Source organism: Pseudomonas sp. DTU12.3, from assembly GCF_004124275.1.
Lineage (GTDB): Bacteria > Pseudomonadota > Gammaproteobacteria > Pseudomonadales > Pseudomonadaceae > Aquipseudomonas > Aquipseudomonas helmanticensis.
Window position 1 is genome coordinate 4,175,449 of sequence record NZ_CP027218.1, and the last position, 19,377, is coordinate 4,194,825.

A 19,377-nucleotide genomic window follows, 5' to 3' on the forward strand; every position below is an offset into this window, starting at 1 on the left:
GTCACAACGCTCATCGACGTTCCCAACAAGACCACAAAGACGGAGAACGATATGCACATTAAAAAGCTCGTGCTCGCAATGGCCATCGGCGCAGTTCTGTCGGCGTCCACGGTATTGATTCCGGACAGCCTGTCCGGAGTGTCCAGTGCTCACGCCAAGGATGGGGGGAGTGGCGGCGGAGGTGGTAGCGGTGGCGGTGGCGGAGGGAGCGGCGGTGGTGGTGGCGGCAGTGGTGGCGGTAATGGCGGTGGTGGAAGCCACGGCGGTAATGGCGGAGGGAGCGGCGGAAACGGGGGTGGCGGCGGCAGTGGTGGAAGCGGTGGCGGTGGCAATAGCGGTAACGGCGGCGGCAACAGTGGCCACAGCGGCAGCGACCATGGATCGGGGCACTCCGGCAACAGCGCCTCCTCCGGCCGCAACGGCGCCCATGCCGAACCGGGTGATGACCATGGCGTCCATCGTGCCGGTGAAGTCGGCGATGATCACGGCGTCCACCGTGCCGGTGAAGTCGGCAATAACCGGGGCCTGCACGCAGCAGGTGAACCGGGCGACGATCGCGGTGTACATGTCGGCGGAGAACCGGGCGATGACAAGCGCGCCAACTGATCATTAGACACACCGCAAGCCCTGTGGGAGCGGGCTTGCTCGCGAAGGCGTCATGTCAGTCAATTGTGTTTTAGCTGACCCGACGCTTTCGCGAGCAAGCCCGCTCCCACAGGTCTCGTGGTTTACCCGGATTTCACAGCCATCCATAAAGCCAATGTGGGAGCGAGCCTGCTCGCGAAGGCGTCATGTCAGTCAATTGTGTTTTAGCTGACCCGACGCTTTCGCGAGCAAGCCCGCTCCCACAGGTCTCGTGGTTTACCCGGATTTCACAGCCATCCATAAAGCCAATGTGGGAGCGAGCCTGCTCGCGAAGGCGTCATGTCAGTCAATTGTGTTTTAGCTGACCCGACGCTTTCGCGAGCAAGCCCGCTCCCACAGGTCTCGTGGTTTACCCGGATTTCACAGCCATCCATAAAGCCAATGTGGGAGCGAGCCTGCTCGCGAATGCTGTGGGTCAGCTAATGATGGGTTAACTGACAGTCCGCCTTCGCGAGCAGGCTCGCTCCCACAGGGTTTTGCAGTGTTTGAAAAATCCACTGTAGGGTTTAGAGGGCGACGTGGCTCTGGTTCAGGCGTTCGCGCAGAAATTCGACCAGCGCCTGTACCGGCCGCGATGCCTGCCGATGTTGCGGATATACCGCCGACAACGTCAGCGGCTCCGGGCGCAAATCATCCAGCACCGGCACCAGACGGCCATCCTTCAGCGCCGCGCCGACGATGAACGTCGGCAGATAAGTAATCCCCATCCCCTGCACCGCCGCGTCCCGGAGCAACTCGCCGTTGTTCACGCGCATGCGCCCGGTGACATTCACCAACACCGGTTTGCCCTGCCCCGCATTGAATCGCCATTGCACCGAACGCCCATGCCCGTAAGGCAGGCAGTCATGGCTGTGGAGATCTTCAGGCTTGAGCGGCGTGCCGCGTTCGGCCAGATAGGCCGGGCTGGCGCAATACACCCGTTCGATGGAGGCAATGCGCCGGGCAATCAGTGTCGAATCTTCCAGCACACCGATCCGCAGTGCCAGGTCGTAGCCCTCACCGAGCAAGTCCACCGGCCGATCACTCAGATCCACTTCCACCGTGACGTCGCGATAGCGCTGCAAAAACACCGGCAGCAGACAGCCCAGATGCGCGACGGCAAACGACAACGGCGCACTCAGGCGAATCGTTCCGCGTGGCTCGGCAGTCTGCCCGGCGATGCCCTGCTCGACCTGTTCGACTTCGCCCAGCAGGCGCAAGGCCGACTCGTAATAACTTTGGCCCAGCGGGGTGACGTCGAGGCGCCGGGTCGAGCGATTCAACAACCGCACACCGAGGCGCTCCTCCAACTGCATCAACCGCCGACTGACGAATTGCTTGGACAGCCCCAACTGATCAGCCGCCGACGTGAAGCTGCCGGAGTCCATGACCTGGCAAAAAATACGCATGTCTTCGAACGGGTTCATTGTCACTCTCTGGTAGACAGTTAAACGCTTTATAGCCGCTTTTTCACTTTTCAGCAGCCTATTAATCTGTGTTCACGGTTTGAAAACAACCCCCTACCGGTAGGAGCTGCCGCAGGCTGCGATCTCTTGATCTTGATCTGCGGTGACATCGGGTAAAGGCAAAAACAGGATCAAAAGATCGCAGCCTGCGGCAGCTCCTACCTCACACATTCGAAAATGGAATTGAACATGAACATTAAAAAGACCCTGACCGCTTCCCTTCTCGCACTCTCTATCGGTAACGCTTTCGCCGCCGAGACCTCCGGCGTCGAACACAACACCCAGGCCTTCCTCAATGCCCTCGCCGCCGGCGGTGGCAAACCCCTTGAGCAACTGAGCCCGAAAGACGCCCGTGCGGTGCTGACCGGTGCGCAGGCTTCGGTAAAGGTCGACCTGTCCGGTGTTGAAGTCAGCGACAAGGCAATCAAGGTCGACGGCCAGACGATCAACCTGAAAGTGGTGCGTCCGGACAAGGTCAAAGGCAACTTGCCGGTGTTCATGTTCTTCCACGGTGGCGGCTGGGTGCTCGGCGATTACCCGACGCACCAACGCTTGATCCGTGACCTGGTGGTGGGTTCTGGCGCCGTCGCGGTCTACGTCGACTACACGCCATCGCCGGAAGCGCAGTACCCGACCGCGATCAACCAGGCTTACGCTGCGACGAAATGGGTGGCCGAGCACGGCAAGGACATCGGCGTCGACGGCAAGCGTCTGGCAGTGGCCGGCAACAGCGTCGGCGGCAACATGGCGGCGGTCGTGGCGTTGATGGCCAAGGAGCAGAAAACCCCGGCACTGCGTTTCCAACTGTTGATGTGGCCGGTGACCAACGCGCAGTTCGACGACGGCTCGTACCAGCAATTTGCCGAAGGCCATTTCCTCACCAAAGGCATGATGCAGTGGTTCTGGGACAACTACACCACCAACCCGGCCGAGCGTGCGCAGATCCATGCCTCGCCACTCAACGCCAGCGCCGAACAGCTCAAAGGTTTGCCTGCCGCACTGGTGCAGACCGCCGAGTTCGACGTGTTGCGTGATGAAGGCGAAGGCTATGCGCGGCACCTGGATGCGGCCGGGGTGGCGGTGACCGCGGTGCGTTACAACGGGATGATTCATGATTTTGGTCTGCTCAATCCGTTGAGTCAGATTCCTGAAGTGAAGGCGGCGGTGCGTCAGGCGGCGGCTGAGCTGAAGACGCATTTGAATCCTTAAAAACAAAAGATCGCAGCCTGCGGCAACTCCTACAGAGAACGAGTGCAGTCTGCGATCTTTTTTGTTGATCTTGTGGCGAGGGAGCTTGCTCCCGCTGGGCTGCGCAGCGGCCCCAAAACCGGGTGAGCGCTGCGCACTCAAGCGGGAGCAAGCTCCCTCGCCACAAAAGCTGCTCCGTACGAAGCCTGTGCCTTTCTGGAGTCTTCCATGTCCTTCCTCCTCACCCACCTGCTGTCCCTTAGTGCCGCCCTGCTGCTTCTCGACGCCGTGCTCTGGCACTTCACGCCTTTCACCCATCGTGCGCCAAGAGTGGCTGTGCGGCTGGCGCTGTTTCTGGCCTTCACCGCGCTGGTGATCAACGCCGGCGTCAGTCCGTTGCAAGCACCGCTGTTTGCCGATGATCGCGTCGCACAACTGGGTGCCACTGCGTTGGGCATTCTCTGGTGGCTGTACGCCGCGCGGGTGTTGACCGAGGTGATTGGCCTGGCGCTGATGCGCCGTATCGGTCACAGCGGTCGTTTGTTGCAGGACGTCATCGGTGCGCTGGTGTTTCTCGTCGCCATCGTTGCCGCCGCCGGCTACGTGCTGGAGTTGCCGGTGAAAGGCTTGCTCGCCACCTCCGGCGTGGTCGCGATCGTCGTCGGTCTGGCGCTGCAAAGCACCCTGGCCGATGTGTTTTCCGGGATCGTGCTCAACACCACCAAGCCCTATCAGGTCGATGATCTGGTGATGATCGACGGCGTCGAGGGCAAAGTGTTCGACATCGACTGGCGCGCCACGCATCTGCTGACCAGCGCCGGGACCATGGCCGTGGTGCCGAACTCGGTGGCGGCGAAGGCGAAGATCGTCAACCTCAGCCGTCCGACCAACATGCACGGCGTGTCGATCAGCATTCAGGTGCCCAATCACATTCGCCCACGTCGGGTGCTCGATGCTCTGGATCGTACGCTGCAAGGGAGCAGCTCGCTGTTGCTGACGCCGGCGCCAAAAGCCGTACTGAAAGAGGCCGGTGAAACCATGTCCGAATACGTCGCCAGCGGTTTCATTGCCGAGCTTGGCAAGAAAAGCGAAGTGCGCAATCAGCTGTTCGACCTCGCCCACCGGCATCTGGAAGCGGCAGGTATTTCGCGGCATCCGGACGGCGTGATCGAACCATCGACCCGCGCCCGTGCGTTGCTCGATGAAGTGAAAATCTTCCGTTCGCTGAGTAGCGACGAACGTGATCGCCTGGCCGAATCGATGGTCGCGCAGCAATACGCAGCGGGCCAGGTGGTGCTGGATCTGGATGAAGTGCCGGACAGTTTGTTCGTGATTGCCACGGGCGTGGTCAGTGCCACCGTGCCTGACGGTGACAGCAAGATCGAAGCCGGACGGATGGGACCGAGCGAAGTCATGGGGGAGCAGAGCATTCTCGCCGATACTCCATCGCAAGCCACGTTCACGGCGCTGACGTCGAGCATCATTTATCGTCTCGACAAAAACCTCACTCGCCAGTGCATGGAACAGCGCACTGAAATTGGCCGGGCGTTGAACAAGTTGCAGGCGGTGCGTCAGCAGAACAGTCGCCTCGCATTGATGGCCAAACCGGTGGCGGTGAGGAAAGGTGGGTTTCTGGGTTGGTTGCAAAAGCGTTGAAGCGGCAAGATCAAGATCAAAAGCCTCCCCCTCACCCCAGCCCTCTCCCCCACGGGGGGCGAGGGGAAAGGGAGCCGATCTCCATGTATTTCAAGATCGGAGTTCGGCTCGGTATTGCATGTCGGTGTATCCCGAAAGAACCCCTCGGTCAGTCCCCTCTCCCTCCGGGAGAGGGTTAGGCGGGCGGCGTTCCGATGAGGGGCTCTTCCAGCTGACACAAAATTACTTGGCAGTGAACTTGGTATAGCTATTGATCAGGTTGCGATAGTTAGGCAAACGCTCCGACAACAAATGCGCCAGGCCTTCCATATCGTTGCGCCAGTCACCCTGCAGCTCACACGCCACCGAGAACCAGTTCAACAGGTGTGCACCCGCCGCCGACATCCGCGCCCACGCCGCTTGCTGCACGGTGGTGTTGAAAGTGCCGGAAGAGTCAGTCACGACAAACACTTCATAGCCTTCAGCAATCGCCGACAGGGTCGGGAACGCTACGCAAACGTCCGTCACCACACCGGCGATGATCAGTTGCTTGCGGCCGGTGGCCTTGATCGCCTTGACGAAGTCTTCGTTGTCCCAGGCGTTGATCTGGCCTGGACGCTGAATGAACGGCGCATCCGGGAACTGCTCACGCAATTCAGGCACGATCGGGCCGTTCGGGCCGGCGTCGAAACTGGTGGTCAGAATGGTCGGCAGCTTGAAGAACTTGGCGATGTCGCCCAGTGCCAGCACGTTGTTCTTGAATTCGTTCGGGGTGAAATCCTGTACCAGAGAAATCAGGCCGGTCTGGTGATCGACCAGCAGCACAACCGCATCATCTTTGTTCAGACGTGTGTAAGGAACGCTCATGGGAAAACTCCTGGATGGACGGATGGTTGAAACGTGCAGCGCCGACCGCATGGCCGGCGCTTTGGGGAAAATCAGAAGGCGAAGCAGGAGCAGCCGAACGCGCCCCAGAAACCGGCAAAGTCACTGACCGGCGCGTTCGACATCCGCGCTTTTTCATGGCTGTGGGTGTGCACCGCGCACGGTCCGCTGCACTGGTGAACCTGCGCCTGCAACGGCGAATTCGGCCGCCAGTGGCCCGGTACCTTCACCACCGGCGACCAGTCCGGCAGCACTGGAATCGAGCGCGGGCCGAGGTCTTCGAAGTCGTCGGCGGCGTAGACGATCTTGCCGCCGACCACGGTCAGTACCGACTCGATCCACTTGATCGCTTCTTCTTCGACATGAAAGAAGTCCGCGCTCAACGCCGCCAGATCCGCCAGTTGCCCGACCTTGATCTGGCCCTTTTTGCCCTGCTCCGAAGAGAACCAGGCACTGCCGTGGGTGAACAGTTCCAGCGCGGTGGTGCGTGGCAAACCTTCTTCGTACAAGGCCAGACCGCCGACGGTGCGACCGCTGACCATCCAGTACAGCGACGTCCACGGGTTGTAGCTGGAAACGCGCGTGGCATCGGTGCCGGCGCCGACCGGTACGCCTTCGGCGAGCATGCGTTTGATCGGCGGAGTCGCTTCGGCGGCTTGCTTGCCGTAGCGGTCGACGAAGTACTCGCCCTGGAACGCCATGCGATCCTGGATCGCGATGCCGCCGCCCAGCGCTTTGACCCGTTCGATGTTTTGCGGGGTGATGGTTTCGGCGTGGTCGAAGAACCATGGCAAGCCGTTGAATGGAATGTCTCGGTTGACCTTCTCGAACACGTCGAGCATGCGGCTGATCGATTCGTTGTAAGTCGCATGCAAACGGAACGGCCAGCGCTGTTCAACCAGGTGACGCACCACTGGTTCCAGCTCTTGCTCCATGGTTTGCGGCAGGTCCGGACGCGGCTCGAGGAAATCTTCGAAGTCGGCCGCCGAGAACACCAGCATTTCCCCGGCACCGTTGTGGCGCAGGTAGTCGTCGCCCTGATGCAACTTGACGCTGCCGGTCCAGTTCTGGAAGTCGCTCAGCTCTTCTTTCGGCTTCTGGGTGAACAGGTTGTAGGCGATACGCACGGTTAACTGGTCGTCCTTGGCCAGTTGCTCGATGACCTGATAATCGTCCGGGTAGTTCTGGAAACCGCCACCGGCATCAATCGCACTGGTCAGGCCGAGACGATTGAGTTCGCGCATGAACTGACGGGTCGAGTTGACCTGATATTCCAGCGGCAGCTTCGGCCCCTTGGCCAGCGTCGAGTAGAGAATCATCGCGTTCGGTCGCGCAACGAGCATGCCGGTCGGATTGCCGTTGCTGTCGCGGACGATCTCGCCACCCGGCGGGTTCGGCGTGTCGCGGGTATAACCGGCCACGCGCAACGCGGCGCGGTTGAGCAGCGCGCGGTCATACAAATGCAGGATGAACACCGGCGTGTCCGGCGCGGCCTGGTTGATTTCTTCCAGCGTCGGCATGCGTTTTTCGGCGAACTGGAATTCGTTCCAGCCACCGACCACGCGCACCCATTGCGGGGTCGGCGTGCGGTCAGCCTGATCCTTGAGCATGCGCAACGCATCGGCCAGCGACGGCACGCCTTCCCAACGCAGTTCGAGGTTGTAGTTCAAACCGCCACGGATCAGGTGCAAGTGCGAGTCGTTGAGGCCGGGAATGACGCAGCGGCCATGCATATCGACCACTTGCGTGTTCGGCCCGCGCAGGGCCATGGCCTGATTGTCGTTGCCGACGACGACGAAGCGGCCGTCGGTGATTGCCACCGCACTCGCCAGTGGTTTGGTGCGGTCGACGGTATGAAATTGGCCATTGAACAGAATCAGATCGGCGCTCATCGCAGTTCCTCAAGCAAAGTAAAAAGGAGCAAACCCCGCGCGCTCAGCGTGGCGAGGTTTCTTGGGAATCGAGGTGTTCATGGGCCTGACCGGCTGCGAGCCAAGGTGCGAACAATCGCGTTACGCGAGGCATGAACACGTACACCACCGACACAACGATGGTCAGGGTGATCAGGAACGTCGCGACCACGTAGTTGGAAAGCAATGGGTGCAGCTTGAGCAACGGCCCCCAGATCAGCGGCACCAGCAAGGTGTGCGGCAGAATCACCAGCAACGTGATCACCGCTTGTTTCCAGCGTGGCGGTGGCGAGGCGGCTTCGGCCAGCGGCGAGAACCAGAATTCGTTGACCGGCGCGATTTCGGTCTGGTCGCCATCCGCCAGCATTGGCGCAGCTTCGTCGACCAACGCCTGACGCTCGGATGACTCCAGCCATTGCTGCATCGCCTCGGTCGAACAGAAACGCAGCACGCAGGTATAGAAATCGAGACCGGCACGCTTGCCGCGTACCACGTCCACGCCCAGATGCCCTTCCCGCAGCCCCGCCACCCGCACGATATTGCGCAGCCAGGCTTCATACGCCGACTCGAAACCAGCCTTGACCCGGTGCTTGACGATCAGCGTGACCGTCTCATCGGCCCCCGGCGCTTGTGGATTGAGGACTTCAGGCATAACGCAGCACTCCGGGCAGACGAACAGGAATCACCAGCCGTCCCGGCCCGGCGATCAACACAGTGGCAAACAGGATCAACAGCAACCAGCCGAACTGCCCTTCGGCCACACTCCACTGCGGATGCACGACCAACAGCGCCACCAGCAGCACAAAGAGAATAGGCACGCAGGCCAATCGCGCCAGTAATCCGGCGACGATCAGTAACGGACAGACGACTTCGGCGAAGATCGCCAGGATCAACGTGAGGTGGGCACCAAGGTGGAACGGGTCTTCGATCAGTTGCAGCTGGGCGCTGAAATCCAGCAGCTTGGGCAAGCCGTGCACCCATAACAGGAACAGCCCGCCGCTGACCCGCAGGAACAGCAGACCGAGGTCGCGCGCCCGTTCATCCTGTTGCGAAGTGTTCATGACCTCACGCCCTTGAATTATTATCGAACGTAATAATGCCGAGGCCGAAAGGGGAAAACTTGAACGTACGTGCTCTCTTTAGAGTGAAAGCCGTGACCCGCTACTGGCACTGCCGGAAGCTTCGGCAGTGCCTGCGTCGTGAACAGTCTGTTGGCTAACCGAGGTAATAGGAAAGCTGTCGGAGCAACTGATCCTGAACCGCATCACTATCGCCACCGCCGCCCGCCAGTCCGGCGGTCACCACTCGGCGGTCAGCCGTCAGAAAGGCAAATGCCTGGGCGTTGCCGGTTATCGACCTGACGCCGGTCAATTGACCGGCGACTGAACGGACATCGCCCCCCCATAACGGATTGCCAAAAGCATCGGCTGTGCCGTCGGCATACAACACCGCATAGGCACCATTGGTACTGGCGATTTGCACAATGTCGTCACGCAGCGCCACTGCATCGGGAACCCTGCCGCCCTGGTCCTGATCGCCCCACGTATCGATCCTGTTGTCCTTCCGGCGTACTGCAAAACCATAACCGCCGCCAATGATCTCGATGACGTTGGTGTAGGCGGAAATGCGTGACGGCACCAAGCCACCGGCGGCCGGATTGCCCCACGCAGCGACTCGCCCGCTGGACAGCCGCACCGCAAACGACGAACCGGAACTGGTCACGTCTACAATGTTGCTGAGTCGGGCAATGTCAGCAGGGATCTCACCGCCAGATTGCCCTTCCCCCCAACCCACTACAGTGCCATTGGCTCTGAGCGCCACACACGCGTTGTGGTTACAGGTGACTGCGACAATATCGCGCAGCGCGGCGATCTCTGCCGGCAAGGCAGCGCCAAAACGGGCATCGCCCCAAGCGACAATTTGCCCATTGGCCAATAGCGCCACAAAAGCGGAGACCGTGGCAAAAACACTGACGACATTGCGCAGGCCAGCGATGGCCGCCGGTACTGCCCCGCCAAAGCGGGCGTCCCCCCATGCTTGCACCTGACCGTTGGCGCGAACGACCGCAAAGCCATAGCCGCCGGGGGTGACTTTGATGACGTCGGTCAAGCGCGAAACTTCGGCGGACACCACACCACCGAAACCGGCGTCTCCCCAGCCGACGACAGAACCATTAGCGCGCAATGCCGCAATAGCCCGTGCACCACCGAAAACCTCAGTGATATCGCGCAGCGCAGCAATGGCAGGCGGCAGAATCCCCCCGTAGCCGCGATCGCCCCATGCCACCAGACTGGCGGAATCCCGCAGGGCGACAAGCACCGCATGTTCTTCGCGAGGCGTAGCGGGATCACCCCACCCGTTGCCGAAGATATTGGCACGTTGCAACACCACCTGATATCCAGCGCTGCCAACCCGAAGCAAACGCTGGGGTTGTACATCATCGAAGCGCTGACCGCGAAACAGCTGGCTATCGCCTTCGTACTGCCAGACTGTTTCCAGCGGCTGCAGGCTGACCGGATCAAGCGCCGAGAGAAACCGCGAACTGCCTTTATTCGACCAATACCTGACCGTGGTCCCGCGCGAGCCAATGACCAGAGGCACAACGAGACTCGGCGCTTCACTGATGAAAACCGACAACGATGGCGATTCGAATATCCGGCCATTGCGCAGTAACAAGAAATGAAGCTTGACCGATTTACCCCTGTTCGCTGCGATAAAGGCCAGACCCAGAGGAAAGTTCGCCCGGCTGTTGGCGTTCAGTGACTTCGCCTCAAACACTGGCGATCCTGCGCCCGGAGCGCCTTCGACAATCAGCCGAACCGTATCGCCCGGCTGATGTCCGAGAAATTCAACCTGCCCGTTCGCCCCTTGAAGGTTGGCCGGATCCGTTGGATCGAACACGCCGTCAACGGACTTCTGCAATCGCGGCGGTTGCAGCTCCGGCAAGCCTTCGCCCACCACCCGCGCCGTAGCGGTGCTGGAAATGCCAATCAGCACACCGTTGCGCCATACCTCATAATTGGCACTTACCGCATCACCGGAAATCACTTTGTCATTGGCCACTGGCAAGATGACGGGCTTGAGCTGGCCGAAATCGTCGGCTTCGATCTTGCCCTCGACCACCACGTTCGGCTGACCTGCAACCTCGGAAAGAAAAGTCGCCCGAATGATGTCGCCTGAGCGCAGACGATTATCGGTGGTGAATACAATCAACAGCAGCGGGTTTTTACCGAGTTTCTCCAGGTCGACAATTTCCGAGATATCGCCGCTGTCCGTCTGGTTCTCCCGAAAGATCAGGGGCGCGAACCGGGTGCCATCCAGATTCTCGTCGACGATCTGCGAAGCCGACCAGAGCGCGTCGGGATCCACGGTGTTGCCAAGTTGATCGGTGACGGTAAAAACGAACTCCAATGTCTGGTCCGCCCGCTTGGCGCTGTCGAGAAAGGCCCGGGTCACGAGGAAACAAACGGTGATGGGAACGGCCGATCCCGGATTGGGTGGCGGTGGCGCCTCAGTCGGCTTGACGGTGTAGTGCAGAAGGCTGGCGTTGCACTTCAAGGTGATCACGTCGTGAGCCCGGCAATACGGATAACTGACGCAAACCTGAGCACTGGAAAAGTCCGCGCCAACGCCTTTGAGAATTTCATCGGGTAACAACAAGTTCAGTTCGCTATGGCCTTCGACCGTGGGCTGTTTGTCTTTGAGTCCTGGACGAATCTTGTTGTACAGCGCAGTCAGATCCAGCGATCTGGCGATGTTCTGGCTACCGCGCACGATATTGAAGAACAGCAGATTGACCAGGTCGAAAGACAGCCGTCCATTCGGAATGCGCAGAAAAATCACCTCATTGACGTCAGAGATGATTTGACTGTCCAGCAATGCCGACTCACCCACGCGAAACAGTTGAATAACGTCGCCTGGAGTTACCGTACCACTTGCAACCGGGTCAACGCGGACCGTTGCCCCGAGCCCGTCGGCGACTTGATCGGATATTTTCAACGGTATGCCAACGTCTGCGCCCACCACCGAGTGGTCTGCCTCAGGAATGTCGGGTGGATAAATTACCAATACGCCGGCGTCATTGGATCGCGAAGTACTCATGTGCCAGGTTCCTGTGCAGTAAGGTGTGGACAGGTCCTAGCAGATCGCGATTCAAGGCATTGCGCACCTGACAGTTCTGACAGTGTGTGCCAATTCAAGACGAACGGTATCGTCTGGAACATCCCTCTACAGCCGCAGATAATTGGCCGAAACCAAGGAACTGTAGGTGCCGTTGGTAACCCAGGCTCAATGCACCCTATTCGTCCTCCCCACCCATCTCCGCAGATTGTGCGCCCCGGTGTCTTTTTGTCTCTCCAGATCAAGCACGATAGGTTGATTCACTGAAACGTGCGGCCAGACACCAAACAACAGATTTACGCTGGATTGAACATCTTTCAGATCAAGAATATCGCTGCCGTTGGCCACACCGCCTCATCACACACGGTATGTTCCCGACGAACAGCGCAGGTTGATCCGGGGACTATGCACAGCCTCATTTCTGCTCGATATCCAGCGCTGCCGCCATAAACTGCGCAATCCGCGATCTGAGCCATTTCTCGGCCGGATCATTGTCATGCACGCCGCTCCACGCCATCGACAACTGCGCCGCATCAATCGGGAACGGCGGGTCTTCGGCGCGCAACGCACAACCTTCGACCAACGCGCACGCCGCGTAATCCGGCACGGTGGCGATCATCTCGGTGCCGGCGAGCAAGGCCCGCAAACCACTGAATTGCGGCACCCCCAGCACCACGCGGCGCGAGCGGCCGACCTTGGCCAGGTCGACGTCGATATTGCCGCTCAAATCACCGGAGAACGACACCATCGCATGCGGGCGCTGGCAGTATTCGTCGAGGGTCAGTGGCCCCGGACGGTCATCACCACGCAGGACTTTGCACGGAATATCACGCAGCTTCTTGCGCTTGGCATTGGCCGGCAGATCGGTGGTGTAGCTGACGCCGACAGAGATTTCGCCGGACGCCAGCAATGCCGGCATCAGCAGGTAATTGGCGCGACGGACGACCACGACAATGCCCGGTGCTTCCTCCTGAAGCTGGCGCAGCAATGGCGGAAACAGGCCGAATTCAGCGTCATCCGACAGGCCGATGCGAAATACCTCGCAACTGGTTGCCGGGTCGAACTCCTTGGCCCGGCTGACCGCTCCGGAAATCACGTCCATCGCCGGCTGCAGCTCTTCGAGAATCGCCAAAGCCCGCGCTGTCGGCTCCATGCCCCGACCGTTGCGCAGCAACAATGGATCGTCGAACAGATCACGCAGGCGACCGAGTGCCGCGCTCACTGCCGGTTGGCCCATGAACAGCTTTTCGGCGACGCGGGTCAGGTTCTTCTCGAACATCAGTGCTTCGAAAATCACCAGCAGGTTCATGTCGACGCGACGCAGATCGTTACGGTTCATGGGCACGGATTCCTTTTAGCCTGGCAGACGCAAGTGCTCTGCACTGTACGCGATCAGGGGCGTCTGGATGGCGGGTTGGCCCGCAGAATTAACAACGATTAACTCGTCAGTTTCAAGCCCCGAGCCAACAATGAATGCCTCTGCGCAGCGTTGTTTTTTGACCAGAGGGAAAGTGCCGAGCGCGCCTTCCTCACCGACACGGACCTTGGCCATGGCTCACTTACAACCAACCGTCGCCCTCGCCCCTGCCAGCGCACCGCGCAAGAGCGGCATCGGCGGACTCAGTCCGCAGCGCGAACGGCAAGTGAAACAACTGATCCTCGAACGCCTCGGCGACAGCCTCGAAGTCACCGAACTGGCCCGCGCCTGTTCGTTGTCGCGCAGCCATTTCTCTCGCGCCTTCAAGTGCAGCACCGGCCTCTCGCCGCAGGACTGGATCCGCGCCCAGCGGATTGCCCGGGCGAAACTGCTGATCCAGCACACCGACCTGAGCCTGACGCAAATCAGTCTGGAATGCGGCTTTTGCGATCAGGCGCATTTTTGCCACATGTTCACCCGCAGCGAAGGCATCAATCCGTTTGCCTGGCGCTGTCAGGTCATGCGTGAACTGAAGAGCATCCGCTCACTGCCCGCGCTGTTTTGAATCCGCCGCTCACGCCAGCCGTTGCACTGATGCTCAAACCTGAGGATTATGCCCGGGCACCGCGAACCAGAAGGCCTGCACGCGCTTCCAATTCCGCCTGTCCGCCGTCGTATCGCAGGAGTGAGCTGTTGAGTCTTCCGCCGAATCAGGCCCTCGGTTTCGGCCCTTACCGGATTCATCCCGGGCAACGGCTGCTGCTTGAGGGCGACCAGCCGCTGCGACTGGGCCGACGGGCGATGGATATCCTGCTGATTCTGCTGGCCCATGCTGGCGAGGTGGTGAGCAAGCAGCAATTGATGGCCGGGGTCTGGCCGGACAGCGTTGTCGAAGACATCAACCTGCGCGTGCACATGGCGGCGTTGCGCAAGGCACTGGGCGACGGTCAGGCCGGCCAGCGCTTTATCATCACCGTGGCGCATCGCGGCTACAGTTTCGTCGCGCCGGTGCTGCACGAATCCATCGAGCAGCGTCTGCCGGGCGCTACTGCCAGCCGGCACAACCTGCCGCTGCGGCGCACGCGCATGATCGGCCGCCAGCCACTGGTCGACAGCCTGATGAGCCAATTGCCACGCCAGCGCTGCATCACTCTGGTCGGCCCGGGCGGGATCGGCAAGACCACCGTGGCCTTGCGCGTCGCCGAGCAGTTGATCGGCCACTACCGTGACGGCATTCGCCTCGTGGATCTGGCGCCGCTCAACGATCCCCGGCTGATTTGCTCACACCTGGCGACGCTGCTCGATCTGGCGCTGCTCGACGGCGATCCGCTGGCATGCCTGGTCAATGGCCTGCGCGAACGGCAGATGCTGCTGGTGCTCGACAACTGTGAACACTTGATCGATGCCGTGGCGGTACTCAGCGAAGGCATTTTGCGTGGTGCGCCGAAGGTGCATCTCCTCGCCACCAGTCGCGAGAGTCTGCGCGCTGAAGGCGAGTTCGTGCAGCGCCTGGAATCCCTCGACTATCCGCCGCTGCAAACGGTGCTCGACCGTCGGCAAGCGCTGGGTTTTTCTGCCTTGCAGTTGTTTTTCGAGCGGGCGCTGGCGGCGCAGGAAAACTTCGAGCTGAGCGACGCGCAACTGCCGCAGGCCATTGAAATCTGCCACCGACTCGACGGCATGCCCCTGGCACTGGAACTCGCGGCGGCGCAGGTCGCCGAGCTGGGGCTGGAAGGTTTGCTCGCGCAGTTGCAGGGTCGATTGCCACCGTTAGTCGCAGGCAATCAAACCAGTCTGGAGCGACACCTGACCCTGCGCGCTACGCTGGACTGGAGTTTCAATCTGCTCACGGCCTGCGAGCAAACCTGCTTGCGTCGCCTGGGTGTGTTCCGCGGTGGATTTACCCTGGAATCGGCCGCGGCAGTCATCGTCGGCCAACACATCGAACCCGGCGCGGTGTTTGCCTCGATCACCCAATTGGTGGCGAAATCGCTGCTCTGTGTCGAGGTCGGCGATGAAGAAGTGTTTTACCGTCTGCTCGACACCACCCGCCGCTATGCCTTGGAAAAACTCGACCTCGCCGCCGAACTCGACGACACCCGCCGCCGTCATGCCGAGCGCTGCCTGACGTTGATGCAGCAAGCACAGCAAGCGTGGGAAGACACCCCGACAACCTTGTGGATCGAGCGTTATGCACGGGGCCTGGAAGATTTGCGCGGCGCTCTGGACTGGAGCCTGAACGGCTGCACAACCCGCGAACTGGGGATTGATCTGGCCGCGACCTCGGCGCCGTTATGGCAAGAGCTGTCCCTATTGCGCGAATACGGCGGTCATGTGCGCCAGGCATTGCATCTGCTGGAAACCAGCGACAAGCCTTGCCCGCGCCTGCAAATCGCCTTGAATCTGGCGCTCGGCAGCGCTTGTTACCACACCTGGGGCGGTATCCCGGAAACTGTCGAAGCCTTCGTCAACGCCCGTCTGCTCGCGCAACAGCACGGCGATCTTGCCGGGCAATTGCGCGCGGTGTCCGGGCATATGGCGGTCAACCTCAGTTGCGGGCATTACCGGATGGCACTCGAACAAAGCGAGCAATTCGATCGCCTCGGCCTGCACGGCGACCCGCTGTTATCGCTGAGCACACACCGTTTGCGCGTGCTGGCTCTGCACTACGCCGGTGATCAGCCGCAGGCACGCCTGCATGCCGAGCAGGTCATCGAGCGCATGGCCCACAGCGGTCATCTCAACCGTTTTACCCATGGTTTTGGCGTGCAATACGACCAAAGCGTCGCCTCGCTGACCGTGCTCGCCCGGGTGTTGTGGGTGCAGGGTTTTCCAGAACAGGCATGGCGCACGGCGCGCCAGGCGCTGGACATTGCCGTGCAGATCAATCACGGCACTTCGATCTGCTACACATTGGCGCTGGCCAGTTGCCTGATCGCCCATTACAACGGCGACCGGCAGAATGCCCGGGCGTTGTTGCATCTGCTGCTTGAGCAATCGCAGAAGCATTCGGTGCTGCTGTTCCATCACTGGGCGCGGCATTACGCGCAGGTGATCGATGCCGATAACGCCACGCCGATGCCGGCAGATGGTAGCGGTTTGATCCGGGAAATCATGGTCACGCTGGATGAGCGCTTTATGGATGAAGCGCTGCTGGAGCGCGCGCGGCGGGGTGATGCCGGATGGAGCACGGCGGAGATTTTTCGCGCGCGGGCAAATGCCTTGCTGGCTGAAGAATCAGGTGAGACTGGAGGCCGCCATCGCTGGCAAGCCAGCTCCCCCAATGAATCTGTGTTAAATCCAAAAGCTCAACTCAGCACGAAATCCTGTGGGAGCGGGCTCGCCCGCGAAGAGGCCCGCGCTGACAACGCAATTTTCCTCGAAGCTGAAAAAACCCTGCAACAAGCCCTGTCCATCGCCAAGGCCCAAGGTGCGCTGGCCTGGGAACTGCGCAGCGCCACCTCACTGGCCCGACTCTGGCAGCGTCAGTCGCGTTATCGCGAAGCGCTGGATCTGCTCACGCCGATCTACCAGCGCTTTACCGAAGGCTATGCCACCCCGGACCTGCGCAAAGTGCGCCTGCTACTCGACGAACTGCTCTGCCAGCAGCCCGCTTGAAGCACGGCTGCCAGACTGCACATGGCGATAGTCGAAATCGCTGGGGGCTATTTGTGCGCTGGCATAGCTGCGGGTGGTATTGAGCATTCGATAGCGCACCAGCGCACTCCCCTGCTCCACCGCCAGCAACGATTTGCCCGCGAGTTGCGCGATGACCGTGCCCAACGCCGAGGCCGGTAATTGCGCGCAGGTGCTCGCACTCAAGGCGTCTTCCAGCGTGAAAGCCTTCTTGAACATCGACAACCGTTGCAAGGCCAGTTGCTCCTGCTCACCCAGGCATTGATAACTCCAGTCCAGCGCCGCTGTCAGCGTCTGGTGACGCGGCACGGCGGTGCGGCGACCGTGACTCAACAGTTGCAGGCAATTGCCCAGTTGCGCCTGTAACCCGACCAGCGCCAATGCATCGATCTGTGTCACGGCCAGTTCAATCGCCAGCGGCAAACCATCGAGTTTTCGGCAAATGTCGCAGACCGCTGCAAGGTCTTGTTCACGCAGAGTAAAACCCTGCTGACGAGTGCGCGCGCGGCTGACGAACAACTGCACCGCCGAATAGCTCATCGCCTCTTGCACACTGAGCAGTGCCGATGATTTCGGCACTGTCAGAGGTCGTAAGGGTTGCAGTGTTTCCAGACCGAGTTGCAGAGCCTCGCGGCTGGTGGCAAGCACCGACAGCCGTGGCCCGGCATCGAGTAATCGGCGCACCACTGCGCGGCATTGCTCGCGCAAGTGTTCGCAATTGTCGAGCACCAGCAACGCGTGCCGAGAGGTCAATGTCGCGAGGTCGACATCCAGTGTGTCGAGGATGTGTTCGAGCAGCGGCGTGGTGTCGTCGACGAGCGCCAGGTCGACCCGCCACACGCCGTCGCGAAAGTGTTCCAGCAACAGCTCCGCCACACGCAGGGCAACCGTGGTTTTACCCACGCCGGCAGGCCCGGTGACGGTCATCAACCGGCACAGCGGCATTTGCCGCACGAGCCCACCGACCAGCGCGTCACGTCCGGTCACCGGGGTCAGTCGCGCCGGTAAATTGTGTTGCGGCGCCTGCAGGCTTTCGAAGACTACTTGCCCGATGCTGTCGTAATGCACCGGGGCGATAAAGCTGTAACCGCATTGCGGCACATTGACGATGTAGCGCTGACCGTTTTCGCCGTCACGCAGCGCACGCCGCAGCGCAGCAATGTGCACGCGCAGGTTGATCTCCTCGACCACCGACGTCGGCCATACCCAGGCGATCAACTGCTCCTTTGTCACCACCCGTCCCGCGCGTTCGACCAGCAACTGCAGAATGTCGAGGGCACGACCGCCCATGCGCAATTGCCGATCCCCTTCGAGGATCAGGCGTTGACGCAAATGAAACGCATACGGGCCGAAACGCAGCACCGATGCCGGGTTCGAATCGTTGTGATTATCCATGCCAAACATCTTGGCAGCCTTGAGTGACGGTACAACCGCCACACAGGGCGCAACACGGACATAGGAGTGCGCGGTACGGACAGAACCGCTCTAGCTGAACTGTTCGCGGTACTGCGCAGGGGTCAGGCCGAGCCTTTGCGCGAACACCGAGCGCATGTGCCGCACGCTGCCAAAACCACTTTTATAGGCCACGGTTTTCAGCGGCAGGTCGCTGGTTTCCAGCAGGCTTCGCGCAAAATCGATGCGCGCGCTTTGCAGAAACTCCATCGGCGTCATGTTGATGTCGCGGGTGAACACCCGCGCAAAATGCCGCGCGCTCATGTTTGCCAACCCGGCCATGCGTTCTATGGTGAACGCCTCGTCGAGGTGTTCGAGGATGTAATTCTGCGCGCGGGTGATCGGCGTCTCCTGTGGGGCCACGGCTGCCATCAACGGGCTGAACTGCGCCTGCCCACCTTGACGCTTCATCACCACCAGCAGGACTTTCGCCACATCCTGAGCGAGTTTCTTGCCGTGATCCCGAGCGACCACCGCCAACGCCAGATCGATGCCGGCCGTCACCCCGCCCGAAGTGATCAGGTTGCGGTCTTCGACATAGATCTGGTCCGTCGCAACAGTGGCTTTGGGGAATCCCTTGATCAGCCGCTCGGTGTAATTCCAGTGAGTGGTGACCCGATAACCGTCGAGCAGCCCGGCATTACCCAGCACAAAGGCACCGGTACAAATCGAACCGTATTGTCCGGCACGTGACACCGCGCTTTGTAGCCAGGCGAACAGTGCCGGGAATTTTTCGTTGTAGGCACCTGGCCCGCCGGGCACCAGCAACAGGTCATAGCGATCAGAAGCCTCTTCGATGTGCCGGTCGGGCAGCACCGATACGCCGTTGGATGCTCGCAGTGCCCCGCGCTCGGTACCGAGGGTAATCAGTTGATAGTGCGATTCAGCTTTCAGAAAGCGGTTGGCAACCGAAAACACTTCCAGCGGCCCGGCCATGTCGAGCAGGAGAAAGTCGGGAAACAGCACCATTGCCACGGTTTTCATGGGAGGACTTCACAAAATCAAAGAAAGTTGCGCAGGAAACAGACCGCGCATTATGGCCAGA

Annotated in this window: 14 protein-coding genes; 5 read left to right on the top strand and 9 right to left on the bottom strand. The window is 60.6% G+C overall.

The window, feature by feature from the left end; translation table 11 throughout:
- Window positions 1-51: 51 nt before the first annotated feature.
- Window positions 52-606 carry a hypothetical protein gene (locus C2E19_RS29095; RefSeq protein ID WP_178083593.1) on the top strand — a complete coding sequence of 185 codons (555 nt, stop codon included), beginning with the start codon at window positions 52-54 and terminating at the stop codon, window positions 604-606.
- A gap of 545 nt (window positions 607-1,151) precedes the next feature.
- Here the strand turns inward: C2E19_RS29095 and C2E19_RS18985 are convergent.
- The gene (locus C2E19_RS18985) at window positions 1,152-2,051 is read right to left on the bottom strand and encodes a LysR family transcriptional regulator (protein ID WP_129394592.1); all 900 of its coding nucleotides are present in this window, start codon (window positions 2,049-2,051) and stop codon (window positions 1,152-1,154) included.
- Between the two features lie 228 nt (window positions 2,052-2,279).
- Here C2E19_RS18985 and C2E19_RS18990 point away from each other — a divergent pair, with 228 nt between their 5' ends.
- Both C2E19_RS18990 and C2E19_RS18995 read left to right on the top strand, forming a co-directional pair.
- Window positions 2,280-3,299 carry an alpha/beta hydrolase gene (locus tag C2E19_RS18990; RefSeq protein ID WP_129394593.1) on the top strand — a complete coding sequence of 340 codons (1,020 nt, stop codon included), beginning with the start codon at window positions 2,280-2,282 and terminating at the stop codon, window positions 3,297-3,299.
- 207 nt (window positions 3,300-3,506) lie between these two features.
- Window positions 3,507-4,934: a mechanosensitive ion channel family protein gene (locus tag C2E19_RS18995; protein ID WP_129394594.1), complete on the top strand. Its 1,428-nt coding sequence runs from the start codon at window positions 3,507-3,509 to the stop codon at window positions 4,932-4,934.
- A 222-nt stretch (window positions 4,935-5,156) separates the two neighbouring features.
- On the opposite strand, the gene ycaC is transcribed toward C2E19_RS18995, so the two are convergent.
- The 6 genes from ycaC to C2E19_RS19025 all read right to left on the bottom strand — a co-directional run bounded on the left by ycaC (window position 5,157) and on the right by C2E19_RS19025 (window position 13,166).
- Complete coding sequence (gene ycaC, locus C2E19_RS19000; RefSeq protein ID WP_007913541.1) at window positions 5,157-5,780, bottom strand: isochorismate family cysteine hydrolase YcaC; 624 nt, start codon at window positions 5,778-5,780, stop codon at window positions 5,157-5,159.
- A gap of 71 nt (window positions 5,781-5,851) precedes the next feature.
- Window positions 5,852-7,690, bottom strand: a complete 1,839-nt coding sequence (locus C2E19_RS19005; protein WP_129394595.1) for an amidohydrolase — start codon at window positions 7,688-7,690, stop codon at window positions 5,852-5,854.
- Window positions 7,691-7,733: 43 nt separating this feature from the next.
- On the bottom strand, window positions 7,734-8,360 hold the full coding sequence (locus C2E19_RS19010) for an antibiotic biosynthesis monooxygenase (RefSeq protein ID WP_129394596.1): 627 nt from the start codon (window positions 8,358-8,360) through the stop codon (window positions 7,734-7,736).
- Window positions 8,353-8,769, bottom strand: coding sequence for a DoxX family protein (locus tag C2E19_RS19015; RefSeq protein ID WP_129394597.1), 417 nt, complete (start codon window positions 8,767-8,769; stop codon window positions 8,353-8,355). The genes C2E19_RS19010 and C2E19_RS19015 overlap by 8 nt, the downstream gene beginning before the upstream one ends.
- A 154-nt stretch (window positions 8,770-8,923) precedes the next feature.
- Entirely contained in the window at window positions 8,924-11,809 is a 2,886-nt protein-coding gene (locus C2E19_RS19020) for a hypothetical protein (RefSeq protein ID WP_129394598.1), read from the bottom strand.
- A 433-nt stretch (window positions 11,810-12,242) separates the two neighbouring features.
- Window positions 12,243-13,166: a LysR family transcriptional regulator gene (locus tag C2E19_RS19025; RefSeq protein WP_129394599.1), complete on the bottom strand. Its 924-nt coding sequence runs from the start codon at window positions 13,164-13,166 to the stop codon at window positions 12,243-12,245.
- A gap of 211 nt (window positions 13,167-13,377) precedes the next feature.
- Between C2E19_RS19025 and C2E19_RS19030 the strand changes: the two genes are divergently transcribed.
- Window positions 13,378-13,809 carry a helix-turn-helix domain-containing protein gene (locus tag C2E19_RS19030; protein WP_129394600.1) on the top strand — a complete coding sequence of 144 codons (432 nt, stop codon included), beginning with the start codon at window positions 13,378-13,380 and terminating at the stop codon, window positions 13,807-13,809.
- 128 nt (window positions 13,810-13,937) lie between these two features.
- Entirely contained in the window at window positions 13,938-16,862 is a 2,925-nt protein-coding gene (locus C2E19_RS19035; protein WP_129394601.1) for a winged helix-turn-helix domain-containing protein, read from the top strand.
- Here the strand turns inward: C2E19_RS19035 and C2E19_RS19040 are convergent.
- Both C2E19_RS19040 and C2E19_RS19045 read right to left on the bottom strand, forming a co-directional pair.
- Complete coding sequence (locus tag C2E19_RS19040) at window positions 16,827-18,275, bottom strand: winged helix-turn-helix domain-containing protein (RefSeq protein WP_129394602.1); 1,449 nt, start codon at window positions 18,273-18,275, stop codon at window positions 16,827-16,829. The genes C2E19_RS19035 and C2E19_RS19040 overlap by 36 nt on opposite strands.
- Window positions 18,276-18,365: 90 nt before the next feature.
- On the bottom strand, window positions 18,366-19,316 hold the full coding sequence (locus tag C2E19_RS19045; protein WP_129394603.1) for a GlxA family transcriptional regulator: 951 nt from the start codon (window positions 19,314-19,316) through the stop codon (window positions 18,366-18,368).
- Window positions 19,317-19,377 lie beyond the last annotated feature (61 nt).